The sequence below is a fragment of the Variovorax glacialis genome (assembly GCF_051216375.1).
GTDB lineage: Bacteria > Pseudomonadota > Gammaproteobacteria > Burkholderiales > Burkholderiaceae_C > Variovorax.
The window spans coordinates 1-17,336 of record NZ_JBPJZT010000026.1; the positions used below are offsets into that span (position 1 = coordinate 1).

Below are 17,336 nucleotides of genomic sequence, written 5' to 3' on the forward strand. Positions count from 1 at the left end.
ATCGGCTCCCTTCTCAGCGAGCTCGGCCAATGCCATAGTTGGGTTGGTCATCGTGATTTCCTTTGAGGACAGGTTTGGTGGGTCGCACCTCAAACTTATCCGGACTTCACGATGACCGCCCCGAAGAGAGCGGCCGCTGCACGGCAAGGCGCTTCGGGCTACGCCCTACGCGCCTTGCCGTGCAGCGAGTGATCGAAGACTTACACCACGTCCCGGGACATCAACCCCGCAAGGGCCAAGCGGCACGTATCCTGACCCTGTCGCTTCAGGTCGGCGACGTAGCAGGCAAGGCCTTCGGTCCGAATATGTATCGTCCATTCGGCGGGAGCGAGCGGGCCGCCTGGATCGGCTTGCCCGTTCGGGTAAAGATTCATTGTTTCCTCTTGCGCCGCAAAAGATCGCTGTGTGGGCGGGCATAGTCGCAGCAAGTTCGCACCGTTTGGGACCGAGGTGGTGCGGGATTAGCAAAGTGCTCTGGCTGAATCAGTGGTCAGCGTCGGCAAACCCGGTCGCAGGGCGCCGATGCTCTATGTGGTTCTAAAAGCTTCGAGCTGCCGGTCGGCCGCTCCTCTTGGCTTGCCTGATAGCAGACCTTCGCGACGTTCCATTGGGCAGGCCAGCTGGAACGCTGAAGCGCTTGCATACCAAGAGTGCGGCCGGTGTCCTCCATAGTTGTCCACCTATGTCACGAGGGCTCGGCGTCTTTGCGGCGCCGCGCTCAGGGCACGTTGGCCGTCGTGATCTGGAACGGCTTGCCGGGCAATGCCAGGCTGCCACCGTATTCGACCTGGACGCCGCCGGTCGACGTCACCGGGCAACCATTCGGTTTCGGGCAGGCGCCGCCTTCGGAGAAGGTCACCGGCCCGTAGCGGAAGTTCTTGATCGACTTGTCCGCATAGTCCGCGACGCTCAGCACATAGCCTGCGTTGGCGAAGTTGTCCGAATCCTCGACCGCGACCGGGTCCTTCAGGCGCTGATCCTGGAAGGTCCGGACGATGCTGCCGCTGTTGCCGTCCCCAGCAAAGCGCACCCAGGAGATCTTCCGGTCGCCGCGCGACGCCACGATGACCTGCTGGTTGATGGACTCGATGCTCGCACCCGGCTCGCCCTTGGACGTGGCGAGCGAGGTCGGGTTGCGGCCGATGCCGCCCACGGTGCCGACTTCCGCAATGGCGCTGGCAGCGGGCAAAGCGACCGCGCCGCCCGGCGCGTACCCGCCGAGGCTGTAGATGTGCAGCGTGCCGTCCTGCGTGGCGATCCACGCGCGCTGCGCGTTGCCCGATACCGTGGTCTTGACCGCCGTCGGCTGCGCAGCGAGGGCAACGGTCTTGATGACCGTGGGTGCCTGCGAAGGCTGCTGCGTGAAGGTGTACGGCCATTGGCCGTCCGCTTGGCCCAGGTTGCCGGTGCTGCTCACGTTCGAGCTGAAGTACGTGCCGTTGAAGTAGCTGAACAGCGGCTTTAGGTCGATGAAGGCGGCCTTCTGTTCCGACTTGGAGGTCACCACGGCGACGCCACCCTTGGCGTAGCGGCCGTAGTTTTCACCACCGCTGGCGAACTTCTGCCAATTGTTGGAAAGCGGGCTGTTGTCCAGGCCCATGAAGTTGCCGCCGACCTGGACGGTCCCGAACTGGTCCATGCCGGTCGTGACGGCGATATCGGTCGGCGCCGTCATGCCGGGCAGGTCGACGTAGCCGAGGATCTTCATGAAGGCGATGTTGCCCATGTTGGGCAGGCCCGGGTAGGTGCCCATCCATTCGTGCCACCAGTCGTAGTACGCGCGCTTGCCGTTGGTGCCGTTGTTGTACGGATCGCAGCCATCGCACAGGCCGGCCAGCGCGATCACCGCGACCTGACCCATCGAAGCGCTGGTGTCCCAGACGGTGACTAGCGCGAATTCGCTGTCGTTGGTCATGGCGATGCCGGTCGGCACCTTGTTGGCGGGGAGCTTGACGGTCGTGTCGTTGCTCGCGGTGTTGCTCCCGACGGTGCCGATCACGCCGTTCTGGAACGCGACCAGCGCCTGCGCACAGAAGCCCGGACGGCCGGCGCAGCGCGCCATCGCGACCGGATCGCTGCTGATCGTGCCCGCGGCCTTGTAGGCCATGGCGTTGAGACTGTCGAGTCCGCCGCCGTTCGCCGCCGTCACCGTCCAGCTCAGCTGGGGCGATTGCGCGAAGACGTTGTACATGTAGCCGGTGACCTGGAAGTCAGTGACACCGATACCGCCCTTGCCGGCGGCTGCGCCCGGGTTGTCCGGTACGAACAGCGCGTTGGCCTGGTTGGTCGAATAGGCGCCCGCGTTGCCCGACGGCGGGCCGCCCACTTGCCAGAAGAACTGGTAGTCAGGCGATGTCAGTCTCGTGTCGGCACGCTTGTACAGCAGTGGCAACCCGGCGTCGGCGACGCCATAGGCCGCGGCGCTGGGACCGAAGCGATAGTCGATGCCCGCCTCCTTACTGAGCTGAGCGGCCATGCTCCCGTTCTGCTGGCTGGGCCCGACGGCCCCGTCGACAACGGCCGCGTCTTCTGTGCCCGTTTCGCAGACGCGCGGGGCCGGTACGCCAGGATCTCCGAAGACGTCCTGATGACACATCGTCGCCATGTTTGGCGGCACCGAGCGGCTGACCCAGTTGGTGCCGCTGCCGAAGCGAACCATCGTGTCAGTCGAGACGGTGAAGACTTCGCCTTCGACGGCCAACTGAGTGACCTTTTGGGTGCCGGCCGCCTTGGTCGCCGCGCTGGGCGCAATGCCCAAACCGCCGCCATTCCCTGAGCCACCGCCCCCGCAGCCAGCCAGCGTGCTTGATGCAATAACAAGCAAAAGCAAATTTTTATCTACGGTTTTCAAACAAAAGGCCTCAAATATTAAAAGATGCTGGATTTAAAGTGCGAGGGGTCCTACGGGGCAAGTTCCCTTGCAATTCCTTTCGCGGTGTTAATTACCGAGCGACCCGCCTTACATTCGTCTTAAACGGTGACCAATTTCCCGCAAATGGCGGAGCGAGAAAAAGCGCGACCTGCCGCGCGCGACTGAAATCGGCTGCGGTCGACGGCGACTTTGATGCGTGCGTTCCTGCGTCAGTTCGGGCGCAAAACTCGCAGCCGTAGCAACTCGATGCTTGCTCGCCCGTACATCTGGCGTTTGAGGTACTTCAAGCGGTTGACATGCCCCTTCGTCTGGCCGTCGCTCCATGGCAGCATGAAGGCCGCCCGCACGGCTGCCAGGTCGTCGCGCAAGCTCTTCGCGAAACTTCGCATCTCGGGCGCGCCGTACTTCGACAAACGCTCGAGCCAACGATCGAACTCCCGAAGACGCCGCCGGTGCATGAGTCCGAGGAACTCACGCGCAAGGCTGCGGACCTCGGCGACCCACCGGTTCGATCTTGCACAGCGCCTGCACGAACCGCTCGTGGTCGACATGCTTGGGCCCGTTGACTGCAAGCTTTTTCCATCCCACCAGCCAGCCGAACGCGCGCCGAGCCGACGGACAGGGCAAGGTGCGCACAGGAGCGTGGGCGGACGTGGGCTTCCCCTGAGGAGACAGTAGCCGCGCGACGCAGCCGTGCACAGTGGCGCGACAGCCGGTATAGCCGCGCTGCCGGACCTCCTGCCAGATCCGGCTCGGACAGTGACAGCCTTGGGCAATCCGCTCCTCGATATAGCGCTGGTGGGCATCCAACGGCGTTGGACCTCGCGCCCTGGGTGCGCGCTCCGGAAAAGCGCTACTGGTGACGAACTTGCGCACTGTTCGATAGTCGATCGACAGCTCGCGCGCGATGCCCTTCACGGTGCCGCCCTGGGCGCGCAGCGCCATCACCTTCTCGTACAACGCCAGGCGTGCGGCACGCCGGTCATCGCTCAGGCGCTGCCATCCGCGAAGTACAGGGCCTCGCGGCAATCCCGGGCGCCCCAGTCCACACCGCCAACGGGGACCTGCTGCGCGCCGTGGCGCAGTCGCGGCCCCAGTCGATGCAGCATTCTTTCGACGTTGTCGCGCAGATTGCTCAGCAGGTGCCAGCGGTCAGAGACATGGGTGGCTGCCGGGAGTGCAATGTCTGCAGCCTCGGAGTAGGCCCCGGCCCGATCCCGGGCGACGACCCGAATTGATGGATTGGCGCGCATCCAGGCCGCCACTGCAGTCGCCTCACGGCCGGCGAATACCTCGATCGGCTCGCGCCGCTCCAGATCCACGACGATGGTCCCGTAGTGATGACCCTTGGCATCGCCCAGTCGTCGATGCCCACGATTCGAGGGAGGTGCTTGCGTCGGGTCACAGCCGATCGGCGCAGCTCCCGCAACACGGTGCCAGCACTGGCGCTCAGGCCCAACTCGGCGGCGAGCCGCGTGGCCGCCTCGCCACCCAGGGCATGACCCAGTACATGCAAGGCCCGAGCATGTGATCGGGTGCGACGTTGATGCCGGCAAGCCAACGCGTGGATATCCTCGGCGAATGTTCGACGCGGACAGTCCGCCTTCAGGCACTTGAAGCGCCGCGTTTCGACAGAGAGCACAACCTGCTCGTCAAGGACGGGGCGCTCCGCGAGCTGGCGACAGTAGCTTTCGTGCAGACGACCGCTCCGCACCGGCAGGTCGGACATGGTGCGGCGCGCACGGTACTGCGCGCCTGCACCACCAGATACCCTCCCCGATTGATGCAGCCGACGACGCGCTTGCCCACCCGAGCGAGAACGCGATCGTTACACCGATACCACTGGCCATGTTGCCCAGAGATGAGGTCGACCGGAGACGCAATCAAGCCCTCCGACTTGGGCGTCACACAAAGTGCGGAAGACCCGCAAAACTCACGGTCTGATCCGACTGATCCGCGTCGCCCAATTCCCCAAGGCGGTGCGCGTGCCGCCGCAACTGCCAAAGGGCGCGGCGACGTAGGCAGCGAGCGAGCAAGTCTGCCCGATGTACTCCGAGGCAAACCAGATTTCGTCTCCATCCACTGCGGCGGCACCGTAGTCGCCCCATCGAGCGCTTCGTGCTCCGGACGGATATGCCTCGTATCCCGAGAAGCCATCTTCGGGTCCGCCACCGCGCGCAGCGAGCCGGATGTGCCCCTCGTGACCGTTCGCGCCCAGGTGGATGTAGGCGGCTGACGGGAAATGGTCTGTCCCCGTCAGCGTGAACGCGATTACCCCGCGACCGCTTGGCAGCGCGGCGATCGCAGGAAAGCTCAAGCTATGCTGCGCCATGCCGATCTGGCCCTCATGCTCAACAATGCCGATCACCGAGCCGTGCTGTGCAAAGGGCCTGATCGCGTAGTACGCAATGCCGGCCCGTTCTTCGCCTTGCACATTGACCGCGGTTCCAAGGGCCCCGTACAGCCTGCCCCCGATATACAAAACCTGTTGCATGCGCGAGTCGCCGCTGTCCATTGATTCCGGCAGCAAAGCCTGGGGCGGTGGTTCCACAGCGTCGGCGAACAAGTTTCGCCAGCATCCAACACCCGTCGGCGTCGCGAGCGTGCGATCGTTGATGCACTCCCCAAGCGGCGCGGGTCCCGCTTTCTGTGTCGACGCTGGTGGCACGCCATAGCTGCGGACCTGGACCGTGCTCTGCACAAGAGTGACATCCGGCGAGGACGTCTCAAGCGATCGGGTGTTGCCCAATGCCCATATGCGCAAGCGATCAGCATTGCCTGTTTCACTGAACACGGCCTCCGAACTGAGGAAGTATGCGGTTCCGCGGTTCGCAATGGCGAAGTCGCCGGCTGGCGAGACGGCGGGCCAAAGGGCGAACCCTGGATGGCCCTCGAGCAGATGATCTTTCGTATCGATGTGCACGAGGGACAAATTCGATGCGCCGTCGGCAAGTTCCCGCTTTGATACTGCGTAGATCTGAGCCGCGTTGAAATCTCCTCGCAACGTAAACTCGTTGGTGGTGAGGTAAATGCCATATCGATCGGCGCCGATGTGGGGGAAGTCGCCGACGCAGGGGCAATTCGCGTTGGCAGGGGTGCTGCCGGTGCCATCGTTCTGGACGGCAATGCGATATATCACCCATACATCTCGCGGGTCGGCGGTCGAACTGACGGCTAGATCGAGGTGATTGGGCCCAGTCGGGACGCCCGTTGCAGGATCGACATCAACAGCGTGCACCAGATGAAAAAAGCGCCTTGTCTGCGGGTCGTAATAGCAGCTCGGGTCCGACAACTGGGGACCGAATCGACCGGTGTTGTGATCGATGGGTGGCGGGTAGCCATGAAAGGTGTTCAGGTCAACTACACCCGTCAGCGGCTGCCCTTCTCGATCAAAGACGCGCGACACGTCATTGACGGACTCGAGCACAAAACCGTTGCCCACGCACAGGCCTTGGTCGGGAGGTTCGAAGGCAATCCGATTGCCATTGTTGGCGAGTTGCTGATCAGAAAAGCTCAGGCCATCGAAGCCAGTCAAGCGTCTCTCTTCACGGGGCCCATCCTCGCCAAATATTGATTCACCGCGCCCGCGTCGTCGCGCGATCGAGCGATTGATCAGACGTTCGCGCGCCCTTTTTGAGAAGGTACCTGGCGCGATGGCATCTTTTGACGCACCAGCAGCGGCAGGCTCATCCCGCAGATCGGGCACGCTGGTGAAGGTCGGCACAAAAGCGACAGACGGCTGCCCTTCCAGCCCCTCTGGCTCGCTCCTCATGTGTGCGTAGCCAGCTATCTGCACGGTCTGCAGCGTCGGCGCTGCATCCGCTCCCGCTATTGTGAAGCCGCAGCACACGCTCAAGACCAGGAACCTTATCCATCGTGATTGCGAAAGCATCAAGGGCCTCCCGGGTGTTGTTCAAAGTCAGCTTGAAGCGCAGGTGACGTCGCGGGCAACAGTCTCGCCGAAGTTTCCTCAGACTGGTTGCAAATCTCGCACGCAAGAACTACTCATACCAGAACTCTTCTCGGTCAACGTGTTCTTTAAGGACAAGATCCTCAACCCGTTATGGTCACGGGCGGGCGTCCGATCGAGATGATCTACACGCGGCAAGGCACGCCCGATTGGGGCCCGCGATGGAAGCATGCGGCCGTAAAGAACTATCTGCGCTCCTTCGCGATCGGCGTGCATGGCTCGTGCATGAGCGCCGCGGCAACTACCTCGGCCTGGATCCGAGCCACCGCGACAACCAGGCCGATGCTGCGCATGATCATCAGGGACAGTTCAACCTTTGTCGGCTGCGCCGTTGTCCAGGCTTTCGCAGAGAGCGTGGTCGCTGAATGCGCGGCACTCGGCGATGGCTACGGCAGCGAAGATGAGACGGCAGGCGACCAGATACGCGCGAACCTTCTGAGCCAAGACTAGCCGGTGAGCGTGCGTTTCAACGACTGTCGACGGGCGTCTTGCGCGAGCACGCTAAGAGCGAATGAAACACTCCCCCGCATTTTATGGTCATCACCAGCTTCCGGCTTTCACTCTCGCCGGATATATGGGTGGGGAGCAGAACCGTCAGTTGCCTTGAATTGGCCTGGGCATCACCTTGGGCGGAGTCGCCCATCAGCGCTGCGCGTGAAACGCCGCCCGCAACTCGGCACTGAAGAGTTCGGGTTGCTCCCACGCCGCGAAGTGGCCACCCTTGTCCACCTGGTGGTAGTAGCTCAGCGTTGGGTAGGCACGCTGTGCCCAACTCTGCGGCGGGCGGTAGACGTCTTCGGGAAACACGGTAATGGCCACCGGCACCTTGATGTCGGTCGTCTTCTGCGCGGCCGAGCCGATCGCGCTGCGCCCGGCGTTCTCCCAATACAGGCGCGACGACGAGACCGCACTGTTGGTGAGCCAGTACAGTGTGATGTCGTCCAGCACCTCGTCTTTCGTGAGCGCCTGCTGCGGGTCGCGCCCGAAGCTCCATTGCGCGAAGCCGGGGTGGCCGAGCAGCCAGGCCGCCAGACCTGCAGGCGAGTCGGTCACGCCATAGCCGAGTGTCTGAGGCCGTGCGCCCATGATCACACCGTAGGCCGCGGCGCCCTTTGTGTAGAAGCCGCGCAGCCATCGAACACCGCGCGTTCTTCGTCCGACAGCCCCGCGGGCGCCGGCGCACCGGTGGCCAGTGCGGCACTCGCTTCGGGCGGCACCACGGCGGGCAAGTTGAGGTGGATGCCGCGCAAACCCTGCGGAGCCTGGCGCGCGAGCGCGCTTGAAATCGGCGCGCCCCAGTCGCCGCCTTGCGCCACGTAGTTTTGGTAACCCAGGCGCTTCATCAGCACGTCCCACGCACGCGCCACGTGCTCCGGATCCCAACCTTTGCCTTGCGGCTTGCCCGAGAAACCATAGCCGGGAATCGACGGGATGACGACGTCGAACGCGTCTTCGGCCTTGCCCGAGTGCGCGCTCGGGTTGGTGAGCGGATCCACGACCTTCGTCATTTCCAGGATCGAGTCGGGCCACAAAAGCTGCATGGCAAAGAAGGTCCGACGGCCTCAAGAATCTTCAAACCGTTGAGCGACAACTCGGGCTTGCGATCATCGATATCTCATGCAGCCTTGCTCAGGATGGAGGCGGCCGGCGATACGCAAAGTTCCGGCACGCCTTGCAGCCGTGCGGCGATCGCACTCAGAAGTGCATCGGCGAAGCCGCCGACGGCGCGCGCTTCGCGACGGGCGCTGGTCACTACGCGCGGCGCAGCGCTCCAGGCGATGCGTGCACCCGTGGCTTGGAGGGCGGCGACGAACGCGACATCCTCGCTGCACGCCAGATGCTTGAAGCCTCCGGCGCGGCGGTAAGCCTCTGCCGAAACGCCAAGGTTGGCCCCGTGGACATGCTGATGCCCATCGCGGTCGGCGTAGGTTTCGAGGAAATGCGCGCGCAGCAGATCGGCATGAACACCGTGCGGCGACCAGTCATTGACACCGACCGATCCACAGACGGCATCGGCTTTCTGCGCCAGCTGCTCGATCAGCCACGAGCTGGAGACCAGCGTATCGGCATCCGTGAAGGCAAGCCATCGCGCACCATGCGCAAGCAGCGCCTCGGCACCCACTGCGCGCGCAGCCCCGACATTGCGCACCTTGACGCTGACGGTGCGCGCGCCGGCCTGCGCGGCCAGGACGCCGGTGGCGTCGGTGCAACTGTCTAAAACGACCAGCACGTCGACCCGCTCTCCCTTCAGATCTGGATGTCTTGCCGCCTCGGTCGCCGCGTGCACCGAGTCCCGGATCAAGCGCTCCTCGTTGTGCGCAGGTATGACGATACCCAACATGTTATTTCTCTTCTTGAACTGAAGAAGAGACGAAACTAGCCGGCCCTTGGGATGCCGACGTGGTCATGCGCGCTTCCTTCTTGTAGGCGGCACGCCAATTCACCTGGGTCGTTCCTCGGTCGTAACAAAGCGGACCAATCGACCAATGGGATGGTGTCGCGCGCTCGGTACGGATACCCTGCAACGAGGGACCAAGGCATGATCAATCTCAGCCCCCAATCAGAAGTTTCGCCGGCAGAACTGGAGGCCGGCAAGCGCTCCCTCGTCTGGGATGCCGCGTGGGGAAGTGTGACCGGTGCGTGGTCCGGCGGGGTGGTACTGGTTGCGTTTGCGCTCAGCATTGGTGCCGGCCCGATCACGATCGGCTTGCTTGCCGCCATCCCCTTCGCGGCTCAGGCGGCGCAGCTGCCCACGATATTTCTGGTGGAGTGGCTGCGGCAACGCAAAAGAATCAGTGTGACGGCGCTCACGAGCGCGCGGCTGATAATCCTCCTGCTAGCGTTTTTGCCTTTCGCTCCGGCGGGTTCCAGGTTGGCAGTGCTGGTCGGCGCGCAACTCTTGATCGGCTTGTTGGGAGCGGTCACCGCTTGCTCAGTCAATTCTTGGTTTCACCAACTTCTGCCTGTGCATAGCCTGGGAAAGTTTTTCGGAAAACGTCTATTCGCTGCGAGCTTGATGGCCTGCCTCAGCACACTGGCTGTAGGCTTCCTGGTGGACCATCCACCTTGGAATGACGCTAACTATGCCTATGCGGTGGCGTTCGCTGGTGCAGGGCTCGCTGGCTTGGTCAGTTCATGCTTTCTAGCGCGCACGCCGGAGCCGGTAATGCCCTTGAGCGCTCCACTGATCCCGCTGAGAACAATGCTTGGCGAGCCCCTGCGGGACCTGAATTTTCGGAGCCTTCTGTTTGTCATTGGTAGCTGGAACCTGGCGAGTAATTTGGTGGCGCCCTTTCTAACCGTCTATCTGCTGCAGCAACTTGGCTACGGCCTGAGCACTGTCACCGCCTTGTGGGTTACGAGCCAGCTCGCCAACGCGGTCGCGCTTTATCTTTGGGGCAAGTTGTCAGATCGGTTGTCGAACAAGGCCATCCTCGCGGTCGCGTTGCCCGCCTTCTTCGTCGGCACGCTGGGCCTAGTGTTCGCCAACCTTGGAAGTTCAGCCCGCTTCGAATTGCTCCTGCTGTACCTATTGCACATTTTGATGGGGCTCGCCTCCGGTGGTATCAGTCTTGCCATCGGGAATCTGGGACTTAAGCTGGCGCCCCAGCACAAAGGCACCTCTTATCTGGCGGTGATAGGCTTGGTGTCCGCTCTAGCCGGAGGCATCGCGCCCATCGCAGGCGGCGCGATCGCACAATTGTTTAGCGCCAGCGAACTCACGGTCGTGCTGCGCTGGATGTCGCCGTCGCGCACCAACGAAGTCGCCCTGCTGGGATTTGCGCATTGGGAGTTTTTGTTCGCAGTGTCCGCCGTGATGGGCCTTTACGTGATGCACGCCCTGTCTCGCGTGCAGGAGGGCCACGAGATCAGCGAGAGGGTGGTTATCCAGGAACTTGCCCTGGAAGCGCTGCGCACAGTCAACCATCTGTCGTCGTTGGGAGGAGTGCTGGGAGGCGTGTTTTCATTCGCCAAGATTTCCCAGTGGCGCCGGGACAGTCGGCTTGCGCGCAGGGATGTGCGTTAGATAAATTAGCCAATGCCCCGTACACCCTCGCCGTTCAGAGCGGGAATAAAAGGGCGCTGGCCGAACGCTGTACTCGTCGGACGGCGCGCCTGATAATTACCTGAGAGCCGGCGCTCTTCATCGACACCACGCCATGTCCCCCACCCGCTGCAACTCCGCTCGCATCTCGGCCGTGGCCTGCTCAGATGTCGCGTAACTTTGCGAGATGCCGAGAGACGCCAGTCTTGCCGTGACTGCGGGAGCGTTCACCGCCTGTTACAGTGCATGATCTTATGAGCGGCAATGAGAATGCGCGTGCGAAAGGACTTGAATCCGAGCATCGGCCGCACGATGCGCTTGATGGCCCGGTGGTCCTGCTCCACGATGTTGCTCAAGTATTTGCTCTGACGCAGCTCAATGTCTGCCCCAGCGTCTTCGAAGATGCTCTGGATTGCAGCCGTGTTGGCGCCGCTCTTGTCAATGGTGATCTTTTCTGGACACCGTGCAGACCAATGGCTCGCTCCAGAAATTGCCGAGCAGCTGCCAGATCTCGCTTGCCACGCAGAAGAAAATCGATGGTGCGACCCTCACGGTCGACCGCACGATACAGAGACTTCCATTGGCCCGCGACCTTGATGTAGGTTTCGTCCATACGCCAGCTCATCCCCGCCGGTCGCTTGCGTCGCCGAAACGCCGCGGCCATCACCGGCAGGATCTTGATCGACCACCGATGAACCGTGGCGTGATCGACGCAGACACCGCGCTCCTGCATCATTTCCATCAATATGCCGCAGGCTCAGGGGGTAGGCTGCCTACCTGCGCACGCAGGTGAGCATCACTTCCAACGGGTAGTGCTTCAGTTTGATCACCTTACGCAGCGCATCGATCGCGTCTTCGTCCCGTCCTCAGTCTCCCATCAGCTTACCAGCACCGGTTTGCTGCGACAGAACCGCGAAAAGTGCCGTCGAGAGCCGCTGCCAGGTCACTGCGCGATCTGCGCGTCGCCGAAGTCTGCAAGTCGACATGAAGATCGAAGGCGGCACGGTCATCCCCTACCGCGACAAGGTTTCCCCGACGTTCAAGTACGAAGCCTAACGTCCGCAAAGCGGCGATGATCCCCTTGGGTGCTCAACGTTTCGTCAGTTTAGGAGCAATCCGTGGTCGCCCCTCGTCGTTGAGCAATTGCCCGGTGACCTGCGCGAGCAGTGAGCGCCATTGTCGTACCAGCGCTTCTGCCGCTTCTTCAGAATGCGACTCCTGATCGGCGAGGCTGAGGCGTTGTGCGAATTCGCGCCTACTGCCCGCATGGGCAGGCTACAACGCGTCCTTGGAGGGCTAGCATCCAAGTAGCGCGGCGCCGCACGCTGCTGTTCCCATGAAGACCTTCCACGCTGATCCGCCTCCAAATCCCCGGGCGAGGCTGTTGCTTGTCGCTGTAGTGTTGTCGCTCGCAGCATGCGCGGACTTGCCTACGCGCATGCCTGAGGAGATGCCGCCCGCGAGCCACGCGATTGCCAACGGAGCTGGTACGCCGCTCGCAAGGATCGCCGCCGAAGCGCTGCCCGATCCTTCGAGCTCGGGGTTCAGGTTGCTGCCCCTGGCCGCAGCGGCGTATGAAACCCGCATCGAGCTTGCGCGACAGGCACAGCGCACGCTGGATGTGCAGAGCTTCGTCTTCAACGGGGATCGAACGGGCGCGTACCTGCTGGGCGCCTTGCGCGACGCGGCCGCACGGGGCGTGCGGGTTCGGCTCTTGATCGACGACCTGCACAGCGACTCGGCCGAGCCAATGTTGAGCGATTTCGCCGCTTTTGATCGGGTTGAGGTGCGCCTAATTAATCCTTTCGTGCGCGCACGCGGCTCGCGTGGCAGCAAGCTGTTCAGCTCGCTCGACCAACTGTCGCGCGTCAACCACCGCATGCACAACAAGCTCTTCGCCGCAGACAACGCCATTGCCGTCTTTGGCGGGCGCAACATCGGCGATGAGTACTTCATGCGGGCGGCCAGCGGCGGCAACTTCGTCGACCTCGATCTGCTCGCGGCCGGCCAGGTGGTGCGCGATCTCTCGGCCTCCTTCGACGACTACTGGAACAGTGAGCATGCTTGGCCTATCGACCTGATCGTGCGGCCCGAGTCGACGCTGGCCGAGCGCCGGCTGCGCTTTGACGCCCGACTGGCAGTGGTTCAAGAACCGCCGCCCGATCTGGGCGTGCCCGCGCGCCTTGCGCAATACGCCACCGTTCCAAAGGAGTTGCGTACCCGCAAATTGAGCCTGCAGGCCGTGCCGGCGAAAGTGCTGGCTGACCCGGTCGACAAGCTTGCCGGAGCGCGCGTCGACGACCGCGCCGGCACGGTTCGAGCCGGTGCTGGTGAGGCTATGGGTAATGCGCGCAGCGAAGTCTTTGTCGTCTCTCCCTATTTCGTTCCGGGTGAAGTCGGCATGCGCGTGACCGAGGAAAACAGTCGGCGCGGCGTCCGTCTGCGGCTCCTCACAAACTCGTTGGCCGCCACCGATGAACCGGCCGTCCACGCCGGCTACATGGCCTATCGCAAGGAGATGGTGACGATCGGCGCCGAGGTTTACGAACTCAGTCCGTCGCTCGCGCGTGAACGAGGGCGACTCGGCCGCTTTGGCGAGAGCACCGGTGTGCTGCATGCCAAGGTGATTGTGATTGACCAGGCCCGTCTGTTCGTCGGCTCGATGAACCTTGACGGGCGCTCGGAGCGCTACAACACCGAACTCGGTGTGCTGATTGACAGCCCGGAGCTGGCCCGCGACTTCTTGTCCATGATGGATTTCGAATCTAGCACCTACCGACTTCGCCTCGGTCCCGACGGCGAACTTCGCTGGGTGCTTGGCGGCGGCGAAGCGGAGATCGTCCTGGACCAGGAGCCGGAGGTCGGCGTCTTGCGCAAGCTGCTTGCGCGCGTTCTCGGTGCGCTGCTGCCGCAAAATTGGCTCTGAGTGAGGTGGGTTCGCACCCGAACTTGGCTCTGGTCTTCCGGGGGCTCTGGTGCAAAATTTCCGCGCGGCCGAGCGGCTTTGTGAGCGTGTTACGCGGTCAAGTTGAAAGCACCGCGTTCCAGATCGCGGGCGCGGCTTGGCCCGCAGTATGCAGCCGACCAAGATTGAACTCGCCTTCGCATGCGATGCAGTTCGACGTCGGCGCTCGTCACGGCCGCGATTGAAGACTTTGAAGCCAAGCATGGGGTTGATGCGCGACTTCACGCCTCTATCGACTCGACGGCTACGCCGCGTCGCATCGCGCGGTGCGGGAGTTGCCAGTGACAATCGGCTGCGATCGCCGCGCTCCTTGAACAACATGGTCGAGCAGGACGCGTGATGCTCACCGGAGGTCGACCTTGAGTCTTTAGCGCCTTGCGAAAGAACGCCTTGGCCGCCTTCCCATTGCGGTTGGCGCTCAGGCGAAAGTCAACTGTTTGGCCTTCTTGACCGACAACACGATAGAGTTACGCGCCAGATCGACCGCCTTGCCGGCGGAGCGATTCCAGCATTTCTTGAACTTGGGCACAAAACGCTGGACCGCGGGCATGATCGTCATTTGGGCCAAGGTCAGGCCACGCTCGGCCGAGGTCGCGAAGGCCCAGCTTGAACCGCAGGTACGAGCGACGCACAGCACGATGACCTACGCTCGAAGTGCCGGCCCTTAAGCTCGTCCATGCTTTGAAGCCTCCGCGCCATTGGTTCGCCTTCAGTTCAAAGGCCACAGCCTACGCGCGACGTGATTCGCACCAGAACCCCCTGAACAGCCAGGGGCAGGGGCGCCTATTTCTTCAGCGGCTCGCCAGCGGTTCCGCTCTTCGTCATGGCGGCACCGTCCTTCTTCAACAAGTCGGAGCACATGGCATCCTTCTTCATCTGAGCGTCGTCCTTTTTCGCGCCGGCCGGAGACATTGCCATGTGCTCCTTGCACTGTTGCATGGTCATGACCATGGTGCTGCCGCTGTCCTTGCTGTCCTTTTTCATCGCGTCTTGAGCGGAGGCGCTGCCTCCTACCGACAGAACCATGCCGATGCCGAAAAGCGTTGTTGTGAAAACTTTCATAGCGCGTCTCCTGAAATTTGAAAAATTCAGGTTGGCGGCGCAAATTCAATCAGCAATCGGGGACAGGCCTGAAACGCCGTAGGCGGGGACCCACTTCGCCGAACGCTTTTGAAACGAATCTCGCGGGTGTCCTCGTCTCAGCAGAGAGCGTCAGCAAGAGCCGTGCGCCTACATCGAGATGGCTCAACCTCCACGGCCCCCCGCCGTTTTAAGCCCAAGAATGTTGGGCGCGTGCACTACGACGCGCTCAACATCAGTGCAGCCCCCCGGTCGCACTGGCCAACCTTGAAGGATTCATCATGAACCCCACGACCTCCACAGATTCCGGCCGGCTCGTTACCGGCCTTTTCCCCGATCGTTCCAGCGCAGAGAGCGCCTATGACGCCACGCAGGCGCGCGGCTACTCGAAAGACGACGTCAATCTGGTGATGTCGGATGAAACCCGAACCCGTCACTTTTCCGATAATGCCGGCGTTGAGACGGAGCTGGGGAACAAAGCTGCCAAAGGGGCTGGCGTTGGCGGCGCGATCGGAGGCACCGTTGGGGCGACGATCGCAGCAATCGCTGCCCTTGGTACGAACCTCGTGCTGCCCGGACTCGGCCTGGTCATCGCTGGGCCCCTGGCAGCGGCGGCTGCCGGTGCCGGTGCCGGCGCCGCGAGCGGTGGCCTGATCGGCGCGCTGATCGGATGGAACATCCCCGAAGAACGTGTGAAGGACTATGAAAGTGGCATCCAAAAGGGCGGCATCCTGATGGGTGTGCGTGCAAAAAATGATGACGACGCTGCCCATTTCGAAGAGCAATGGAAGCAGAACCGCGGCGAGCACATTTACCGCTGATTTTTTCTAGTAGCAGGTCCCCCTTACACCTGCCCCCCAGGTCCTTCTTCGCGCTGGCGTCGAACTGAATCCGACAAGCCAAGATCGAGCTCCACTTCATTAAGCGTGTAAGTGCGGCTGCGTCCAGCTCGAAGCACGATCAAACGCTGCCCTTGCCCCTGGGCACGCGGCCGATCTGCCCTCCGCGGGCCTCATTAATGGGGCGCTGCGCAAACGCTACCAGATCGTAGCTTTGAGGGACGAGCAAGCGCCCGAGGGCATCGCCCTATCCGTCTATTGCCAATGGCAAAACCGAAATGGTGGCCAGGTCCTCGCCTCTGGCTTGAACTCAGACACCGCTGAGTGCTACGCCTTCGCCCTGGCAAAATTGCTGGACGAGGCCGGTTCGGAAGCGGTCTTCCAGAGGTGGGATACCGAGGTCCCCGACGACGTCCTCGTCGAGCTCCGCAGGCGCGTCAACGCAACGCGCTGGCCTTGCAAGGAGACCGTCGTCGACCAGTTGCAGGGCGTGCCCGAAGTTAGGCTGCAGGAGCTGGTGCGCAACTGGGGCACGAGCTACGACTGGCGCAAGGTCGCGGGCAAGCTCAACGCGCTGCCGAAGTTCACCACCGCGATCGACCTTCGATGTGGTGATTTCCTCGATGCCCGGCTACGGGTTCTCGGAGCGGCCGACGGGCACCGGCCGGCCCGATCGCATGGGCCGCGCCTGGGATGTGCTGATGAAGCGACTGGGCTACAAGCACAATGTCGCCCAAGGCGGCGACTGGGGATCGGTGGCTGCGGACGCGATGGGGCGCCAGGCCCTGCGGGGCTGCTGGGCATTCACGTGAACATGCCGACGACCGTGGCCAAGGACTTGGCCAAGGCGCTCAATGCCGGTGGTCCGGCGCCGGCAAACCTCTCCGCCAAGGAGAAGGCGGCGTACGACCAGCTGAACACGTTCTTCAAGACGAACGCGGCCTAAGACAGCATGATGGTGACCCGGCCGCAGACTGTGGGCTACGGCTGTCTGACTCTCCTACTGGACTCGCTGCCTGGATGTTCGACAAGCTCACGCAATGGACCTACAGCGGGGGCAATGCCGAACGCTGCCTGACCAAGGACGAGATTCTCGACGACGTCACCCTGTACTGGCTGACCAACAGCGCGAGCTCGTCGGCGCGCCTGTATTGGGAAAACAACAACAACTTCAGCTCGCCGACTCAACGCACCACCGAGATCAAGGTTCCGGTGGCGGTGACGGTCTTCCCCGGCGCAATCTACCAAGCACCCAGGACCTTGGACGCAACGCGCCTACCTCAAGCTTACCTACTCAATGAGGTCAAAGAAGGGGACAAAAAAAGGTCCTCCGATGAGTTCTCACCGAAGGACCAGGGCCGTCACGTCCACAGCGGGAGACAACGAAGGGCGTGACGACAACTCATTGTGCGCGCGCCGCCGACGCGGCAGAGTCGCGTGGCAATGCTCGAATGCCCAGGACTTTCGGATGCCGGTGAGGACGTAGAAATTCCAGAGGCCTGGTCCATCGATGTCGACCAGTGGCGTTGCCTTGAGGCTGGTCTTGAAGAGCGCGCCGTCGCGGC

General features: G+C 62.7%; 16 protein-coding genes and 3 pseudogenes. 7 read left to right on the plus strand and 12 right to left on the minus strand.

All coding sequences use genetic code 11. The features are described from left to right. Nucleotides 1-718: 718 nt before the first annotated feature. From ACSFBL_RS32905 to ACSFBL_RS32925, 5 genes are all read right to left on the minus strand, one after another. Nucleotides 719-2,758, minus strand: coding sequence for a hypothetical protein (locus ACSFBL_RS32905; RefSeq protein WP_435520020.1), 2,040 nt, complete (start codon nt 2,756-2,758; stop codon nt 719-721). A gap of 323 nt (nt 2,759-3,081) precedes the next feature. Then, nucleotides 3,082-3,423, minus strand: a complete 342-nt coding sequence (locus ACSFBL_RS32910) for a transposase (protein ID WP_435520021.1) — start codon at nt 3,421-3,423, stop codon at nt 3,082-3,084. Beyond that, complete coding sequence (locus ACSFBL_RS32915) at nt 3,344-3,817, minus strand: hypothetical protein (RefSeq protein WP_435520062.1); 474 nt, start codon at nt 3,815-3,817, stop codon at nt 3,344-3,346. Before ACSFBL_RS32915 ends, ACSFBL_RS32910 begins: the two co-directional genes overlap by 80 nt. Nucleotides 3,818-3,861: 44 nt before the next feature. After that, nucleotides 3,862-4,194: a transposase gene (locus tag ACSFBL_RS32920; RefSeq protein WP_435520022.1), complete on the minus strand. Its 333-nt coding sequence runs from the start codon at nt 4,192-4,194 to the stop codon at nt 3,862-3,864. A gap of 611 nt (nt 4,195-4,805) precedes the next feature. Continuing rightward, nucleotides 4,806-6,764: a hypothetical protein gene (locus ACSFBL_RS32925; protein ID WP_435520023.1), complete on the minus strand. Its 1,959-nt coding sequence runs from the start codon at nt 6,762-6,764 to the stop codon at nt 4,806-4,808. Between the two features lie 198 nt (nt 6,765-6,962). Here ACSFBL_RS32925 and ACSFBL_RS32930 point away from each other — a divergent pair, with 198 nt between their 5' ends. After that, nucleotides 6,963-7,292, plus strand: a complete 330-nt coding sequence (locus ACSFBL_RS32930; RefSeq protein WP_435520024.1) for a hypothetical protein — start codon at nt 6,963-6,965, stop codon at nt 7,290-7,292. Between the two features lie 192 nt (nt 7,293-7,484). On the opposite strand, the gene ACSFBL_RS32935 is transcribed toward ACSFBL_RS32930, so the two are convergent. The 3 genes from ACSFBL_RS32935 to ACSFBL_RS32945 all read right to left on the minus strand — a co-directional run bounded on the left by ACSFBL_RS32935 (nt 7,485) and on the right by ACSFBL_RS32945 (nt 9,183). Further along, nucleotides 7,485-7,928, minus strand: coding sequence for an alpha/beta fold hydrolase (locus tag ACSFBL_RS32935; RefSeq protein WP_435520025.1), 444 nt, complete (start codon nt 7,926-7,928; stop codon nt 7,485-7,487). A 2-nt stretch (nt 7,929-7,930) separates the two neighbouring features. Continuing rightward, nucleotides 7,931-8,350 carry an alpha/beta fold hydrolase gene (locus tag ACSFBL_RS32940; RefSeq protein WP_435520026.1) on the minus strand — a complete coding sequence of 140 codons (420 nt, stop codon included), beginning with the start codon at nt 8,348-8,350 and terminating at the stop codon, nt 7,931-7,933. A 107-nt stretch (nt 8,351-8,457) separates the two neighbouring features. After that, nucleotides 8,458-9,183: a glycosyltransferase family 2 protein gene (locus ACSFBL_RS32945; protein WP_435520027.1), complete on the minus strand. Its 726-nt coding sequence runs from the start codon at nt 9,181-9,183 to the stop codon at nt 8,458-8,460. A gap of 198 nt (nt 9,184-9,381) precedes the next feature. Between ACSFBL_RS32945 and ACSFBL_RS32950 the strand changes: the two genes are divergently transcribed. Further along, nucleotides 9,382-10,869, plus strand: coding sequence for an MFS transporter (locus tag ACSFBL_RS32950; protein ID WP_435520028.1), 1,488 nt, complete (start codon nt 9,382-9,384; stop codon nt 10,867-10,869). Nucleotides 10,870-11,114: 245 nt separating this feature from the next. On the opposite strand, the pseudogene ACSFBL_RS32955 reads toward ACSFBL_RS32950, so the two are convergent. Beyond that, nucleotides 11,115-11,735, minus strand: a pseudogene (locus ACSFBL_RS32955) (IS6 family transposase). A 590-nt stretch (nt 11,736-12,325) separates the two neighbouring features. On the opposite strand from ACSFBL_RS32955, the gene ACSFBL_RS32960 reads away from it, so the two are divergent. Both ACSFBL_RS32960 and ACSFBL_RS32965 read left to right on the plus strand, forming a co-directional pair. Next, the gene (locus tag ACSFBL_RS32960; RefSeq protein WP_435520029.1) at nt 12,326-13,813 is read left to right on the plus strand and encodes a phospholipase D family protein; all 1,488 of its coding nucleotides are present in this window, start codon (nt 12,326-12,328) and stop codon (nt 13,811-13,813) included. Nucleotides 13,814-14,088: 275 nt separating this feature from the next. Further along, nucleotides 14,089-14,186 (plus strand): annotated as a pseudogene (locus ACSFBL_RS32965) (IS6 family transposase); the annotation flags it as partial. A 28-nt stretch (nt 14,187-14,214) separates the two neighbouring features. Here the strand turns inward: ACSFBL_RS32965 and ACSFBL_RS32970 are convergent. The 3 genes and pseudogenes from ACSFBL_RS32970 to ACSFBL_RS32980 all read right to left on the minus strand — a co-directional run. Next, a pseudogene (locus tag ACSFBL_RS32970) lies at nt 14,215-14,319 on the minus strand (DDE-type integrase/transposase/recombinase); the annotation flags it as partial. Further along, nucleotides 14,271-14,489, minus strand: a complete 219-nt coding sequence (locus ACSFBL_RS32975; protein WP_435520030.1) for a hypothetical protein — start codon at nt 14,487-14,489, stop codon at nt 14,271-14,273. The pseudogene ACSFBL_RS32970 and the gene ACSFBL_RS32975, both read right to left, overlap by 49 nt. A 146-nt stretch (nt 14,490-14,635) precedes the next feature. After that, nucleotides 14,636-14,914 carry a hypothetical protein gene (locus ACSFBL_RS32980; protein WP_435520031.1) on the minus strand — a complete coding sequence of 93 codons (279 nt, stop codon included), beginning with the start codon at nt 14,912-14,914 and terminating at the stop codon, nt 14,636-14,638. A gap of 299 nt (nt 14,915-15,213) precedes the next feature. Here ACSFBL_RS32980 and ACSFBL_RS32985 point away from each other — a divergent pair, with 299 nt between their 5' ends. From ACSFBL_RS32985 to ACSFBL_RS32995, 3 genes are all read left to right on the plus strand, one after another. Further along, nucleotides 15,214-15,753, plus strand: coding sequence for a hypothetical protein (locus ACSFBL_RS32985; protein WP_435520032.1), 540 nt, complete (start codon nt 15,214-15,216; stop codon nt 15,751-15,753). Nucleotides 15,754-15,985: 232 nt separating this feature from the next. Further along, a complete protein-coding gene (locus ACSFBL_RS32990) occupies nt 15,986-16,717 on the plus strand; it encodes an epoxide hydrolase N-terminal domain-containing protein (protein ID WP_435520033.1) in 732 nt (243 codons plus the stop codon). 74 nt (nt 16,718-16,791) lie between these two features. After that, a complete protein-coding gene (locus ACSFBL_RS32995) occupies nt 16,792-17,166 on the plus strand; it encodes a hypothetical protein (RefSeq protein WP_435520034.1) in 375 nt (124 codons plus the stop codon). Nucleotides 17,167-17,336 lie beyond the last annotated feature (170 nt).

Bases quoted from the DNA above. Each gene is read 5' to 3' on its own strand.
- ACSFBL_RS32910 (WP_435520021.1), bottom strand. From the start codon at position 3,423: ATGTCGACCACGAGCGGTTCGTGCAGGCGCTGTGCAAGATCGAACCGG.
- ACSFBL_RS32915 (WP_435520062.1), bottom strand. From the start codon at position 3,817: ATGGCGCTGCGCGCCCAGGGCGGCACCGTGAAGGGCATCGCGCGCGAG.
- ACSFBL_RS32925 (WP_435520023.1), bottom strand. From the start codon at position 6,764: ATGCTTTCGCAATCACGATGGATAAGGTTCCTGGTCTTGAGCGTGTGC.
- ACSFBL_RS32930 (WP_435520024.1), top strand. From the start codon at position 6,963: ATGATCTACACGCGGCAAGGCACGCCCGATTGGGGCCCGCGATGGAAG.
- ACSFBL_RS32935 (WP_435520025.1), bottom strand. From the start codon at position 7,928: ATGGGCGCACGGCCTCAGACACTCGGCTATGGCGTGACCGACTCGCCT.
- ACSFBL_RS32940 (WP_435520026.1), bottom strand. From the start codon at position 8,350: ATGACGAAGGTCGTGGATCCGCTCACCAACCCGAGCGCGCACTCGGGC.
- ACSFBL_RS32945 (WP_435520027.1), bottom strand. From the start codon at position 9,183: ATGTTGGGTATCGTCATACCTGCGCACAACGAGGAGCGCTTGATCCGG.
- ACSFBL_RS32950 (WP_435520028.1), top strand. From the start codon at position 9,382: ATGATCAATCTCAGCCCCCAATCAGAAGTTTCGCCGGCAGAACTGGAG.
- ACSFBL_RS32960 (WP_435520029.1), top strand. From the start codon at position 12,326: ATGCCTGAGGAGATGCCGCCCGCGAGCCACGCGATTGCCAACGGAGCT.
- ACSFBL_RS32980 (WP_435520031.1), bottom strand. From the start codon at position 14,914: ATGAAAGTTTTCACAACAACGCTTTTCGGCATCGGCATGGTTCTGTCG.
- ACSFBL_RS32985 (WP_435520032.1), top strand. From the start codon at position 15,214: ATGAACCCCACGACCTCCACAGATTCCGGCCGGCTCGTTACCGGCCTT.
- ACSFBL_RS32995 (WP_435520034.1), top strand. From the start codon at position 16,792: ATGTTCGACAAGCTCACGCAATGGACCTACAGCGGGGGCAATGCCGAA.